General features: G+C 64.1%; 10 protein-coding genes and 1 pseudogene. 10 read left to right on the top strand and 1 reads right to left on the bottom strand.

The window, feature by feature from the left end; all coding sequences use genetic code 11:
• Position 1: 1 nt before the first annotated feature.
• The 3 genes from ACQS5P_RS18530 to ACQS5P_RS18520 all read left to right on the top strand — a co-directional run bounded on the left by ACQS5P_RS18530 (position 2) and on the right by ACQS5P_RS18520 (position 4,755).
• Positions 2-2,620, top strand: a complete 2,619-nt coding sequence (locus tag ACQS5P_RS18530; protein WP_428938104.1) for an FtsX-like permease family protein — start codon at positions 2-4, stop codon at positions 2,618-2,620.
• A 159-nt stretch (positions 2,621-2,779) separates the two neighbouring features.
• Positions 2,780-3,883, top strand: coding sequence for a phosphotransferase (locus ACQS5P_RS18525; RefSeq protein WP_428938103.1), 1,104 nt, complete (start codon positions 2,780-2,782; stop codon positions 3,881-3,883).
• 50 nt (positions 3,884-3,933) lie between these two features.
• The gene (locus ACQS5P_RS18520; RefSeq protein WP_428938102.1) at positions 3,934-4,755 is read left to right on the top strand and encodes a hypothetical protein; all 822 of its coding nucleotides are present in this window, start codon (positions 3,934-3,936) and stop codon (positions 4,753-4,755) included.
• Between the two features lie 114 nt (positions 4,756-4,869).
• Here ACQS5P_RS18520 and ACQS5P_RS18515 read toward each other — a convergent pair whose 3' ends face one another.
• A complete protein-coding gene (locus ACQS5P_RS18515) occupies positions 4,870-5,130 on the bottom strand; it encodes a hypothetical protein (RefSeq protein WP_428938101.1) in 261 nt (86 codons plus the stop codon).
• A gap of 110 nt (positions 5,131-5,240) precedes the next feature.
• Between ACQS5P_RS18515 and ACQS5P_RS18510 the strand changes: the two genes are divergently transcribed.
• The 7 genes and pseudogenes from ACQS5P_RS18510 (at position 5,241) to ACQS5P_RS18480 (ending at position 14,274) form a co-directional block, all read left to right on the top strand.
• The gene (locus ACQS5P_RS18510; RefSeq protein WP_428941045.1) at positions 5,241-6,101 is read left to right on the top strand and encodes an SPFH domain-containing protein; all 861 of its coding nucleotides are present in this window, start codon (positions 5,241-5,243) and stop codon (positions 6,099-6,101) included.
• Between the two features lie 34 nt (positions 6,102-6,135).
• Entirely contained in the window at positions 6,136-6,420 is a 285-nt protein-coding gene (locus ACQS5P_RS18505) for a hypothetical protein (RefSeq protein ID WP_428938100.1), read from the top strand.
• Positions 6,421-6,561: 141 nt separating this feature from the next.
• Positions 6,562-8,058: a PQQ-dependent sugar dehydrogenase gene (locus ACQS5P_RS18500; protein WP_428938099.1), complete on the top strand. Its 1,497-nt coding sequence runs from the start codon at positions 6,562-6,564 to the stop codon at positions 8,056-8,058.
• Positions 8,059-8,170: 112 nt separating this feature from the next.
• Complete coding sequence (locus tag ACQS5P_RS18495) at positions 8,171-10,075, top strand: DNRLRE domain-containing protein (RefSeq protein WP_428938098.1); 1,905 nt, start codon at positions 8,171-8,173, stop codon at positions 10,073-10,075.
• Between the two features lie 68 nt (positions 10,076-10,143).
• On the top strand, positions 10,144-11,607 hold the full coding sequence (locus tag ACQS5P_RS18490; RefSeq protein WP_428938097.1) for an arabinose isomerase: 1,464 nt from the start codon (positions 10,144-10,146) through the stop codon (positions 11,605-11,607).
• Between the two features lie 93 nt (positions 11,608-11,700).
• A pseudogene (locus ACQS5P_RS18485) lies at positions 11,701-13,212 on the top strand (sugar ABC transporter ATP-binding protein); the annotation flags it as partial.
• Complete coding sequence (locus ACQS5P_RS18480) at positions 13,195-14,274, top strand: ABC transporter permease (protein ID WP_428941044.1); 1,080 nt, start codon at positions 13,195-13,197, stop codon at positions 14,272-14,274. The pseudogene ACQS5P_RS18485 and the gene ACQS5P_RS18480, both read left to right, overlap by 18 nt.
• Positions 14,275-14,276: the final 2 nt, after the last annotated feature.

Here is a 14,276-nt window from a genome sequence, read left to right as displayed (position 1 = left end):
CATGATGTTGTTCTACCGACTGGCGATCTCCAACCTGCGCGTGCATAAGATCCGCGCCGCATTGACGATCGCGGCGATCGCGCTGTCGGTGGCGCTGGTGGTGGCGGTCACCAGTGGGTATGCCTCCGCCTACGCCGCGGCGCAGCGGCTTCTCGCCCAATACATCGGCACGACCGACGCCCAGGTGACGCGGCGGCACGAATCGCGTGGCGGCATCCCGGAATCACTCGTCGATCAGATTGCTCAAGACCCCGATGTTGAAGCAGTTGACGGACGGCTCGAACTGGAAAGCAGCCTGGCAAGAGCCGATGGGCAACCGCTCGGCGGTCGAGCGGCGCAGGTCGTAGGCGTGAGACGCCCGCAGGATACCCGCGTCGAGGCGCTGCGGATGGAAGAAGGCGCCTGGTTCAATTCATCCGATTCCAACGAAGCGGTTATCGACCAGGTGGCCAGGGAACGCCTGGGCGTGGGCATCGGCGAGACCTTCATGCTGCCGGGCGTGGATCGCACGCTGACGCTTCGGGTGGTGGGAATCGTGCACAAGCCGACGATCCTCGCGCAGGCGATTCAAACGGTTTATCTGCCGCTGCGCACGCTTCAGGATTTCGCGATGCCCCACAGCCCGCGGCAGGTCAGTCGGATCCTGATCGATCTTCGTCACGGCGCTGATGAGCAGGCATTCATCGCGCGATGGAACAGGAAGCTGTCCGAGATCGATCCCCTGCTGCAGATTCGCCTCGCCAGCGACAGCCGTAAGCAGATGGACGAGAACGTTCAGGGGCTGCACGTGATGAGCTACCTGGGCGGCAGCGTATCAATGGCGGCGGCAATGTTCATCATCTTCAGCGCGCTGTCGATGGGGGTGGCCGAGCGGCAGCGCACGCTTGGCATGCTGCGGGCCATCGGGGCTTACCGCTGGCAGCTCGGATGGCTGGTGGTGCTCGAGGGGCTTTGGCTGGCGTCGGTGGGTGTGGTCATCGGAATTCCGATCGGGATGATGTTGATGAAGCTTCTGGCCTGGAGGTTCGACTGGATCTTCAGTGCCGGGGCGGTGATGAGCATCGGTGGGATGGTGTTTGCGGCGGGCGGGTCGCTGGTCGCGGCGCTGGCGGCGAGCATTCTGCCGGCGTGGGCGGCAATGCGCACCAGCCCGCTGGAGGCGATGGCGCCGCTGGCCCTGCCGCCTCGAACGCGCGGCATGATCTTCGCCGCAATCCTTGGCGTGGTGTTGGTCGGTCTGGATCCGCTGCTGCTGACACTGCCCATCGATCGCAACGCGCAGTTTTACGGACACTTCATCGTCGGGATCGGCGGAGTCATGCTTGGATTCTTCCTGCTGGCGCCGCTGGTGGTTTGGCTGGTGGAACGTGTGGCGGCGCCGATTGTCGCGCCGATGTTCCTCCTGCGCGTCGAGATGCTCCGCCAGCAGCTCAGCGGCGGAATCTGGCGCGCCGCCGGCACCTGCGCGGCGCTGATGGTCGGGTTGGCGGTGCTGGTGGTTACGCAGACGCAGGGGACCAGTGCCATCCGAAGCTGGAAACTGCCCGACAGGTTTCCCGACATGTTCATCTTCTCCGGCCCGGGCTTGACGCAGGAGGAACAGGCCAGGCTCGCCGCGGTGCAGGGAATTCAGCCGGGCGGGCTGATGCCGATCGCGATTGCCTCGCCGCAATTCGGCTCGAGCATCTTCGCGATCGCCGGCGCCGCGATTCTGCCGGATGCGACGATGTTCTTCGGCGTCGATCCGGACAAGGCGATGGAGATGATGGAGCTGGACTTCCGCGAGGGCACAGCGGAGGAAGCGAAGCGGCTGCTGAAGCTGGGGCGCCACGTGATCGTCACGCAGGAGTACAAGAACCTGCGCGGGTTGGGCGTGGGCAGCACGCTGCCGCTGAAGACCGGGCAAGGCGTGGTGGAGTTCACGGTGGCGGGCGTGGTCTGGTCGCCGGGCATCGATGTCATCGCCAGCATGCATGATCTTGGCCGGCAGTTGGATCAGCGCACGGTTGCCAGCGTGTTCGGATCTCTGGACGATGCCGGGCAGTATTTCGGGGTTGAGCGGATCCACCTGTTCGCGGCGAACCTGGTACCGGGCGTGGAAAAGAAAGCGCTGCTGACGCAGATGAAACGCGAGCTGCGCAAATGGGGACTGGAGGCCGGGGACGTGCGGCAGATCAAGCATGGCATCCAGCAGGGTATGAAGCGGCTGCTGATGCTGGTCAGCACGATCGCATACGCGGCGATGGCGGTGGCGTCGCTGGGGGTGGCCAACACGGTGATGGCGGGAATCCGCAGCCGGCGATGGCAGTTCGGCGTGCTGCGGAGCATCGGCGTGACGCGCGGGCAGCTCCTGCGGCTGGTGCTGGCCGAAGCGGTCATGCTCGGCGTCGTGGGCATCGTGCTGGGGCTGGGGGCCGGCTTCGAGATGGCGCTGAACGCCCGGCTGGCGTGGAAGTCGTTCCTGGGCTTTGCGCCTCCGATGGTCGTGCCCTGGGTGACAATCGTGGTTGGGGTAAGCGTCGTGATGCTGGTGTCGGTGCTGGCAAGTGCCTGGCCGGCGGTGCATGTGGCAAAGACCGAGCCTCTGACGCTGCTCCAGGCGGGACGCGCGACGTCGTGAGGCGTGATTTAGTGGCAGAGTGAGAACTGACAACGTGATACAAACCCGCGCGTGAAATCCGTTGCTCTCGCTTTTTCACCGGCTCACCTGGCCACTTAGTCACCTTGCCATGCATTTTTGGGCGGAATCGTGTACTCTTGCTGATAATCACGACGCATCATGGAGCCCAGTGCCAGCGCCAGCGACAGTGTGGGGAATGTCACCTCCTCCGGGACGCATCAGCAACGGCTCGCGGGAAAGCGCGAGCGTTTCGGCATGGAGGAGTTGCCGATTGTTCTTTCGCATTACGACATCGGCGTGATCGACTCGATCGTCGAGTACCCCCGGGGATCGCGCAAAAGCCCCAAAGTGCTGATCATCTCGGAACAGGGCAAGTTCCTGCTGAAGCGCCGCGCCCGCGGGAAAGATGACCCGTTCAAGGTCGCGTTCTGTCATGCCATCCAACTGCACCTGGCGGCCAAGCAGTTCCCGCTGCCGCATCTGATCGGCACGCGCAAAGAGAACAATTCGATGCTCCAGTGGCGGGGATCGATCTACGAGCTGTTCGAGTACATTCCCGGGCAGGCGTATCCGCAGACACTGGAGGCGACGTTCGACGCCGGACGCGTGCTGGCGCTGTATCACAAACTGCTGGAGACATTCAAGTCAGACTGGCAGCCCTCCACGGGCAGCTATCACATGACTCCGTCGGTGGAGACGGGGCTGCGCGCGATCCCGGAGATCCTTTCGCGCAGCGGCGGCGGCGCGGCGGAGGTGGAAAAGATGCTGGATTTCCTGCTCCGCAGCTACAAGCACGCGGCCGAGACGGTCGAGGCACTGGGGATCGAGAACTGGCCGCGGCAGATCGTCCATGCCGACTGGCACCCCGGGAACATGCTGTACCGGGATAACCACGTGGTGGCGGTGATCGATTACGACTCGGCCAGGCTGCTGCCGCGGATTCTGGACATCGCCAACGGCGCGCTTCAGTTCACGATCATCGGCGGGGATGAGGACGTGAGCAAGTGGCCGGATTATCTGGACGAGAGCCGCTTCCGGCGTTTCCTGCGGGGCTATGATGAGGTGGCGTTGCTGAGCCAGGCGGAGATCCGGGCGTTGCCGTGGCTGATGATCGAGGCGCTGATCGCCGAGGCGGTATTCCCTATCGCCGCCACCGGGCAGTTCGGGCGGCTGGAAGGTCTGGCGTTCCTGCAGATGGTGCAGCGGAAGGTGTCATGGATACAGCGATCCGCCGAACGACTGATCGAAACCGCCGAGGGATGAGCCAGCGGCGGCGGGGATGGCGGCGTGCCACGGCTGGGGACGCGTGCCGCATGGCATCCATTCGCCGGAAGTTCAATGTGGTGTGCATCAGTTGGGTAGTCGGGCTGGCGGCGATGCAGCGTGCTGTTATCGCGCAGCCCGGGGCAGTGGACTCGCCGAGCACTCAACCCGCCGGCGCCGATGCCGGGCTGGGGCAGCCGAAGTTGCGTCCGGCGCGGCCGCCGCAACCGCCAACGCCCGCCGAGCAGATCCGCACATTGCTGGATCAACTGGCCGACAGCAATTCGCAGGTTCGCGAGCGCGCCATCGAAGCGTTGATGGACCTGGGCGCCCAGGATCTGCCGACGCTGGCCAAAGTGGTGCAGGCCGGCGGGCCGTTGCGGCCCAGTCAGCGCGCGGCGTTGCGAGACATCGTTACGCACGTGTTCATCGCGTCAGTGCCCTACGAGGCCGATCCGGCGGGCGCGGGGTTTCTGGGATTGAGCTGGTTACCCGAAGACCCGGACAGTCCGCAGGACGGCGGCGTGCCGGTGGTCAGGCGGCTGCCGGGGTTCATCGCCTACCGCATGCTGCGTGAGGGGGATGTGATCAAGGGCATCGTCGAGCATGGCCAGCAGGGCACGGTCAACACCAGCACGTTCGCTGAGGTGATCAAGGCGGTCGGCGCGGATCAGACGATTACGTTTCTGGTATTGCGGGATGGGAAGATCATCCGAGTTCCGGTGAGGCTTTCGGCGCGCCCGACCGGCAACGGGACGATGAACCTGAATGCATGGCTGGAGGCGTGGATTGCGGAGAACCAGCGTCGCGCCGATGAGTACTGGAAGGAGCATTTCGCGCCGCTGGTGGGAGACGACGATGGGGTGTCGTGATCGGATGCGGGGATCAGACCCGACAAATCCCGCGGCTGCGCTGCGCTACGTCGCGGCGTAGCGCGCGCAGCCGCGGGATTCTGTAGATCCTATCGATCCCGTGTCAGGCGCGCCTCAACTGCCGCTTGGCGCCAGTCGCGATGCCAGCGTGAACCACCCCTTACTCGGATCGTAGACGAGCTGCAACTGCCTGCGATCGAATTCCTGAAACCATCGCCACCACTCGATCGGCTCAAGATCCTCCTGCTCGGCGGCGAACTCATCTCCGCCCAGCCGGATCCGGTCCGGCTGCCCCCGCACACACGCCGGCCAAAGCCCCATGCTCGTGGCCCAGTGATAGATCGTGTTGTGGTTGGTGGTTTCGTAGACGGTCATATCTGACGCGGAATTATAGATTTGGCAAAATCGGAATGGAATCCTGTTGCATTCTCGAAAGCTCGATATTAAAGTGATATCACTTTGATAACAAGCAAGGAGCTTTCATGATCCGCGAACGAGAACTGGCCGTGGCGTCGGGGTTCGTGGCGTTCTCCATCCTCTTTATCGTGGCAGTGTTGCTGGGTCTGGGGTTGTACTGGTGGCACGACTCCAAACCCATCGCGGTCACGCTGATCATCCTCGGGGTGATCGATCTGTTCCTGTTTGCCGGGCTGTTCATCGTCAATCCAAATGAAGCCAAAGTGCTTCAGCTTTTTGGCAAGTACGTCGGCACCGTCCGCCAGGCCGGGTGGAAATGGGCCAACCCCTTCTACACCAGGAAGAAGATTTCGGTGCGCATCCGCAACTTCGAGAGCAACAAGCTCAAGGTCAATGACAACCACGGCAGCCCGATCGAGATCGCGGCGGTGGTCGTGTGGCGGGTGGTGGACACCGCGGAAGCGGCGTTTGAAGTGGATGATTACCAGAATTACGTGCACGTGCAGACGGAGGCGGCGCTGCGGAACCTGGCGACGCAATACCCCTATGATGCGCACGAGGAGGACGTCAAGAGCCTCCGCGGCAACACCCCCGAAATCGCCGAACAGCTCAAGCGGGAGATTCAGGATCGGCTCTCCCGCGCCGGGGTCGAGGTCATCGAGGCGCGAATCACACACCTGGCGTATGCGCCGGAGATCGCGGCGGCGATGCTTCGGCGGCAGCAGGCCGGCGCCATCATCGCCGCTCGACAACGCATCGTCGAAGGCGCCGTCGGCATGGTGGACATGGCCCTGGAGATGCTCAAGCAGAAACACGTGATCGAGTTCGACGAGGACCGCAAGGCGGCCATGGTCAGCAATCTGCTGGTCGTGCTTTGTGGCGAGCATGCCGCCGAGCCGGTGATCAATACGGGAACGATCTATCAATGAGGAAGGCTGAAGGCGGAGGGATGAAGCGCAGGGTTTGACACATTTCCAGATTTTGGATTCCGGCTCGTGCTTCATCCTTCATCCTTCATCCTTGGATTCCTTGGCTCAACGTAAAGCATTTCTTCTTCGCATTGACCCGCAAGTGCTGGAGGCGGTCCAGCGCTGGGCGAACGACGAGTTGCGGAGTCTGAACGGACAGATCGAGTACCTGTTGCGCCGTGCGCTGAAGGAAGCGAAGCGGGATAAAACCTGGACGCCGGGGAACCCGCCGACAACGACACCGCCTCAGGAGGCGCCGCAGACGGACCCCGGGGAGTGATGCACGCTCGGATCGCGGGCCTTCAGATCGCGCTGTTCTGGAGATTTGTGCAAGAACGGGGAATAAGCGGCGACACATCGACAGTTTTCCACAGTGACAGCCACAACTCGGTACTCGCTTCAGAGATGAAGGAGGCGGATCATGCTCCATCGCACCGGCGCGAGCGGCGCAGCGAGGATGGCGTTTGCCGTCTGTCTGGCCGCGGTTCTGTGGATCGCATCGTTGAGCACTCTGGTTCACGCCCAGTCGCAGGATGTTCTGCCGTCGATCCCGCGTGGGAACATCGCGATTTTTCTGGAGCCGGTGGCGACGGGACTGGCGGCGCCGGATTACGCGATCAGCCCGCCGGGCGACACCAGCCGCCTGTTCGTCGTCGAGCAGAACGGGCTGTTGCGAGTCATCCAGAACGGGACGTTGCTGCCCGACGCGGCGCTGGACCTTCGATCGCGCGTCTCCCCGCCGCTGAATCCCGCCAACGCCAATGATGAACGCGGCTTTCTCGGGCTGGCGTTTCATCCCGGTTTCAACGATCCGCTCAGCCCGGGATTCCGCACGCTGTACACCTACACCAGCGAGCCGCCCGGCACGCCGACCTATCCCGTTCCCAACAACGCCACGCTCAACTTCCAGATGGTCATCAGCGAATGGAAGATGTCGGCCGGCAACCCCAACCTGGTCGATCCGACCACCCGCCGCGAAGTCTTCAGCTTCGGCAAGACCGCGGGCAATCACAACGGCGGCACGATCGCCTACGGCCCGGATGGGTATCTGTACCTGGGCACCGGCGACGGGGGAAACGCCAACGACGTCGGCCCCAGCCACATCGAGCCCGGCGGCAACGCGCAAAACCTTACCACCGTCATGGGCAAGATGCTGCGCATCGATCCGCTGCACCCGTCGCTCACGTCCGGCAGCACCAATCCGGTCAGCAGCAACGGGCAGTATCGCATTCCGGCGGACAATCCCTTCCAAAGCCCCGGACAGGCGCCGGAGATCTACGCTTATGGTTTCCGAAACCCCTATCGCTTCGCCTTCGACCGAGGCGGGAATCATGACCTGATCCTGGCCGACGTCGGACAAAACACGGTCGAGGAGATCAACCGGGTGATCCGAGGCGGCAACTACGGCTGGGCGGTTAAGGAAGGCACCTTCCTGTTCGATCGCAACACCGGCAGCGTGATCCTGCCAAACAGCCCTGGCAGCCCACCCGGGCTGATCGATCCGATCTCCGGCCCGCTGGGAACACTTGAATACGACCACGGCGACGGGATTTCGGTCACCGGCGGGTTCGTGTACCGCGGCAGCGCGATCCCCGAGCTGGTGGGCAAGTACATCTTTGGAGACTTGGCCCTGCGCAACCTTCCGCCGCGCGTCGATGGACGACTCTTCTACGCTGATCTGGAGATGGGAACCATCCACGAGTTCCTGCTTCCTCAGTTTGCCAATGGAATTCTGCCCAACGGTTTGACCGTTCATGGCTTTGGCGAAGACGGTAACGGAGAGCTGTATGCGCTGGTGACCAACACCCCGGCCAACGGCACCGGCGGGATCGTCTACAGGATCGTGCCCGAACCATCGCTGCTGTCGGCGATCGCAGCCGTGGGGCTTGGGTTAATGCGCCGGCGTGGCCAAGGCTGAGTCGTGGGGTGCAGACAAAATGCGAGGTTTGCCTGGCCGGGTTGTGCGCGGCTCATTTCCCGGTCGCGTCGCGGGCAGCACGTGCTGATTTTGCCGCGGAGGAAAGAGGCTTGTGAATCCGAACGCAGTCGGCCCCTTCGGGGGGCATAGCACACCGGTTCTGATCGCGCGGCGGCGATCGGATGGATGCCGCGCGCGCCGCCGGATCCTGCGCTACGCCACGCTGATTGTGGCGGGGCTGACGCCGCAGGCATCGGCGGAAACGATCTCGCTGTCACCCAGCAAGGACAACACCTTGTATCAGAACATCACCGGCGCGACGAGCAATGGCGCCGGACCGCACTTTTTCGTCGGACGCACCAATATTGCCGGCATTCGACGAGGCGTGCTCGCCTTCGACATCGCCTCACAGCTTCCGCCCAGCTCCACCGTCAACGCCGCGACGCTCAATCTCAACCTTTCGCGCTCGGCGGGCGCTACGGTGCAGCTCAGCCTGCGCCGCGCGCTGGCCGACTGGGGCGAAGGCACGTCCAGCTCCGGGGATCCGGGTGGAGGCGGCGCGCCGTCGACTCCGGGCGACGCAACGTGGATCCATCGCTTCTACAACACCAGCTTCTGGTCTTCGGCGGGCGGGGACTTTTCGCCAACGCCCACCGCCACCGCAACGATCAGCGCGCTGGGGCCATACTCGATCAGCTCCGCGCAGCTCGCCGCCGACGTGCAAGCCTGGCTCGACTCCCCTGCGGGCAATTTCGGATGGTTCGTTCTGGGCAACGAGATCGCGCCCGGCACGGCCTTGCGGTTCGATACCCGGGAGAACCCCGACCCACTGCTTCGGCCCAGCCTGACTATCGACTTTTCCGTGAACATCCCCAGCTCGACCTGGAGCGCGCCGGGCAGCGGGGACTGGGATTCGCCCGGCAACTGGACCAGTGGCGTGCCCGACGGCGCGGGCAGCGGCGCGATTCTCGGCGGCGCGATCACCGGCCCGGCCACCGTCACGCTCAACACCGCGCGCACCCTCGGCGTGCTGACGTTTGACAGCCCGCATGGATACACCATCACCGGCTCGGGGACGCTGAGCATCAACATGTTCGCAATCGCCGGAACCATCGACGTGCGATCAGGCAGCCACACGATCGGCACGGCGTTGCATCTGGCGGGCCATACACGGTTGGCGGTGGCTCCGGCGGATTCGCTGCTGACCATTGCCGGACCGATAAGCGTCGGCAGCGCGACGGCGACGATCAGCAAGAGCGGCGCCGGGGCGGTGCAGGCACCCAATGTGCGGGCAGCGGGGCTGTCCGTCAGCGATGGGACGCTGCGCATCGCCGCCAGCGGCAGCGCCAACGACCCGGCCGCAACCAGCGTCGTCAGCACGCTGTCCATCGGATCGGCCGCCCGCCTGGACCTGAACAACAACGCCCTGATCGTCAGCAGTGGCAGCCTCACCACCATCACCGCGCAGATCAAGACCGGTCTGGAAAACGGCGGAAACTTCGACTGGCTTGGGCCGGGCATCGGCTCGACTCAGGCCAATGCCCAGAACACCACCGCCGGCAGCTTCCTGTATGGCCTTGGTGTGGTGCTGAACGATTTGGCCCAAGTGGGAGGCAGCGGGCCGATCTACACCGATTTCGCCGGTGTCAGCGGCCTGGTCGGCACGGAGGTGCTGGTGAAGTTCACCTACTTCGGGGATGCTGACCTCAGTGGCTCGATCGACGCGACGGACTACTCGCTGATCGACAACGGGTACGTCAACACGTTGAGCGGCTGGATCAACGGGGACTTTGACTACTCGGGTGTGATCGACGCGACGGACTATGCGTTGATTGACAATGCGTATGTCAATCAGGCTGGTCCACTCGCAAGCGCGATCATCGCCGAGCATGTCAGGGTTTTCTCCGATCGATACCTTGCCGCCCTGCGCGCGATCCGTGCAGGTACGATCCCCGAGCCGGCTTGGCTCGGGCTGCTCGTCGGCGCCGCCTGGTCGCTGAGGCGGCCTGTTCGGTGACTTAACCCCATGCCATTTGGGTTGTGGCCGTCCATGTGCTAACTTTCCGGCTATCGGAGAGCACAGCCATGGCTACGGTTTTTGATCGCGCACCCAGTTCGCTGCCCTCATCGCCGCTGAAAATCGGGCTGTTCGGGATTGGGCTGGACACCTACTGGCCACAGTTTGCGGGGCTGGAGGACCGGCTCAAGGGGTACATGCATCGCGTGTCGCAGAAACTGAAGCGCCCCGGGGTTGAGGTGGTCAACCTTGGGTTAATCGACTCGCCCGAAAAGGCTGCGGTCGCGGGGCATCAATTCCGCCAGGCGGATGTCGATCTGATTTTCCTGCATGTCACGACGTACGCGCTATCCAGCACGGTGCTGCCGGTGGTTCGGCGGGCCAAGGTGCCAGTAATCATCCTGAATCTGGCGCCAGGACCGGCCATCGACTACGCCAGCTTCAACAGCATGGGCGACCGGACGAAGATGACCGGGGAGTGGCTGGCGTACTGCCAGGCGTGCCCGGTGCCGGAAATCGCCAACGTCTTCAACCGCGCGCGGATCCCCTTCCATCAGGTCACGGGGATTCTGGAAAACGATCCGCAGGCGTGGCGGGAAATCGACGACTGGATCGATGCGGCGCGCGTCGCCTACGTGATGGAGCACAACCGCCTGGGTGTCATGGGGCATTACTACTGCGGGATGCTGGACATCTATTCGGATCTGACGCAGCAGGTGGCGTACTTCGGCGGGCATGTCGAGATCGTCGAAGTCGATGAGCTTGCGGCACTGCGGGCGGAAGTCAGCGACGCGCAGATCAGGCAGCGAGTGAAAGACTTTTACGAGGCCTTCGAGGTGCAGCCGGATTGCTCGCAGGAGGAGCTGGAGCGCGCGGCGCGCACTTCCGTGGCGCTGGACCGGCTGGTGGAAATCCACAAGCTCGGGTCGATGGCTTACTACTACATGGGCGTGGGCAACCCGGCCAACGAGGACGCGATCAGCTCGATCATCCTGGGCAACTCGCTGCTGACGGCGCGCGGCGTGCCCGTCGCGGGCGAGCTGGAGATCAAGAACGCGCAGGCGATGAAGATCATGGACAGCTTCGGCGCCGGCGGGAGCTTCACCGAGTATTACGCGATGGACTTCAACGACGACGTGGTTCTGATGGGCCACGACGGCCCGGGGCACATCGCCATCGCCGAAGGCAAGACCAAAGTCAGGCCGCTGAAGGTCTATCACGGCAAGGTCGGTCGCGGGCTGAGCGTGGAGATGAGCGTCAGGCACGGTCCGGTGACGCTGCTGAGCGTCGTGCAGACGGTGGACGGCCGGCTGAAGCTGCTGGTGGCAGAGGCAGAATCCGTGCCCGGGCCGATCCTGGAGATCGGGAATACCAACAGCCGCTACCGCTTCAAGCTGGGCGCCCGGGCGTTCGTGAACGAGTGGAACCGGCATGGTCCGGCGCATCACTGCGCCGTGGGCGTGGGTCACATCGCATCGAAGATCGAGAAACTGGGGAGCCTGCTGGGCATGGAAGTGACGCGGGTGTGTTGAGGGAATCATGGCTGGATGACAGAGTGACAAGGTGATGAACGAGCTCACCTTGCCGCGTCTCACCTTCTCACCCTGTCATCACACGAAGAGCTGATGGACGAACGGGAACCGGACAACACAACCACGGCGGCGGTCGTGCGAGCCAGCGCGATCGGCAAGTCATTCTCCGGCGTGCCGGTGCTGATCGACGTGGACTTCGACATCCGCCCGGGGGAAATCCATACCCTCATCGGCGAGAACGGCGCCGGCAAGAGCACGCTGATGAAGATTATCGGCGGCGTGCATCGGCCCGATTCCGGAAAGCTCATCGTTGACGGGCAGGAGGTGACGATCCCCTCGCCGATGGCGGCCAGAAAGCTCGGCATCGCGCTGATTCACCAGGAGCCGCTGAGCTTTCCCGATCTGTCGGTGGCGGAAAACGTGTTTCTGGGTCATCGGGTTCCCCGTGGCCGGCTGGGGCAGATCGACTGGGGCGCGATGTATGCGCAAACGCGATTCCACCTCAACGCGCTGGGGGTCGATCTGGATCCACGCGCCAGGCTCCGCGGGCTGAGCATCGCCGACCAGCAGATGGTCGAGCTGGCCGCGGCGCTTTCGCAGAACGCTCGAGTATTGCTGATGGACGAACCGACGGCATCGCTGACGCCGCGCGAGGTCGATCGGCTCTTCGGGATCGTGCGACAGCTCAAAGCCTCGGGCGTGGCGATCGTGTTCATCAGCCACCGCCTGCCCGAGGTGTTCGACGTATCCGACCGGATCACGGTGCTGCGGGACGGGCGGTGCATCGGAACGCGGATCGCGCGCCAGACCAGCACCGACGAGATCGTACGGATGATGGTCGGGCGAACGCTGGAGGCCCTCTATGAGCGGGCGCAGGCGACGGTCGGCCAGCCGCTGCTGCAAGTGGACAACCTGACCCGCGCCGCAGACTTTCAGGACGTGAGCCTGAGTGTGCGCGCCGGAGAGATCGTCGGGCTGGCCGGGCTGGTCGGCGCGGGAAGGACCGAACTGGCCGAAGCCATCTTCGGGCTGAGAACGATCGATTCCGGATCGATCCGGATCAACGGCAAACCCTTGTCAGTCGGCGCGCCACGGCAGGCGATGGAGCACGGGCTGGCCTACGTGCCGGAGGATCGGCAGCAGAACGGGCTGCTGCTGCCGATGAGCGTATCGGCCAATACGTCGCTTGCGGACCTTGGGCAAGTCTCGCGGCTGGGATGGATCGCGCGCCGCCGCGAGCACTGGCTGGCCGAAACCTGGCGGCGGCGACTGAGCATCCGCCTGCGAGACGTCGAGCAGCCCGTGCGGGAACTGTCCGGCGGAAACCAGCAGAAGGTTGTGCTCAGCAAGTGGCTGGCCACCGAGCCGAAAGTGCTGATCGTGGACGAGCCGACTCGCGGCATCGACGTGGGCGCGAAGGCCGAGGTGCATCACGTGCTGGCGGAGCTTGCGCGGCAGGGCCACGGAATCCTGATGATCTCGTCGGATCTTCCCGAAGTGCTGGCGATGAGCGACCGCGTGCTGGTCATGCGCCAAGGAAGGATCGCAGCCGAGCTGTCGCGCCAGCAGGCTACCCAGGAAGCCGTCATGGCCGCCGCCACTGGAACCAGCACCAGGGACGAAGGCACAAGGATGCAGGATGACGCCGTAGGAGCCAGGACCCCCGGCTCTTCATCCACTGTCCTTCATCCTTTGTCCTCTGTCTTCCGCTTCCGCGAAGTCGGGATCTTTCTGTTCGTCGTGGCGGCGTTTTTGATCGCGGGTCTGACCGAACCGCGGTTCTTCTCCGCCGGCACGATCCGCACGATCGCGCTCTACATCCCGCTCATCCTGATCATCGCGGTGGGACAGCTCGCGGTCATCGTTACCCGCAACATCGATCTGTCCGTCGGATCAACGCTTGGACTGGCGGCGATCATCGCGGGCGGGATCTTCGTGCGAAATCACGAGTTTCCCGTCTGGGCGGCCTCCGCGATCGCGGTGAGCATCGGGCTTGGGGCGGGGCTGTTGAACGGCGCGCTGGTCGCGCTGCTGCGCGTGCCGGCGATCATCGCGACGCTGGGCACCATGACCGCATTCCGCGGGGTGATCTACATCTGGTCGGAGGGTCGGCAGGTCGATCCGGACAAGCTCCCGACGTCGTTGATCGAGCTTTCGCAGCTCGGACCGCTCGGCGTGCCGTGGATCATCTGGATCGCGCTGCTGGTGGCGATGCTCGGATCGCTGCTGCTGCGGTACACCGTGACCGGCCGGCAGGTCTACGCGATCGGCAGCAATCCGCAGGCGGCGGCGCTGCGCGGAATCCCGGTGCGGCGGGTGCTGATGATCGTCTTCGGTATCACCGGAGCGCTTTGCGGCCTGGCGGGCATCCTGTTCGGCTCACGCTTCGGCACGATCAATCCCAACAGCGCCGGAGCACAGATGGAACTGGTGGTGATTTCGGCGGTGGTGATCGGCGGCGCGGCAGTCGCGGGCGGATCGGGCAGCGTGCTCGGGACGGTCCTGGGCTGCCTGCTGCTGGGAGTGGTCAACGTGGCGCTGACGATGCTGAGGATATCGGAGTTCTGGCAGTTGGCGTTTTATGGCGGAGCGATCATCATCGCTGCGACCATCGACGCCCTGCTCCGCCGGGGCGTGCGTCAAGGTTCGATCCGGAGAAGAATGTGAGC

Source organism: Fontivita pretiosa, assembly GCF_050410795.1.
GTDB lineage: Bacteria > Planctomycetota > Phycisphaerae > Tepidisphaerales > Tepidisphaeraceae > Fontivita > Fontivita pretiosa.
This window is presented reverse-complemented; position numbering and strand designations above follow the sequence as displayed.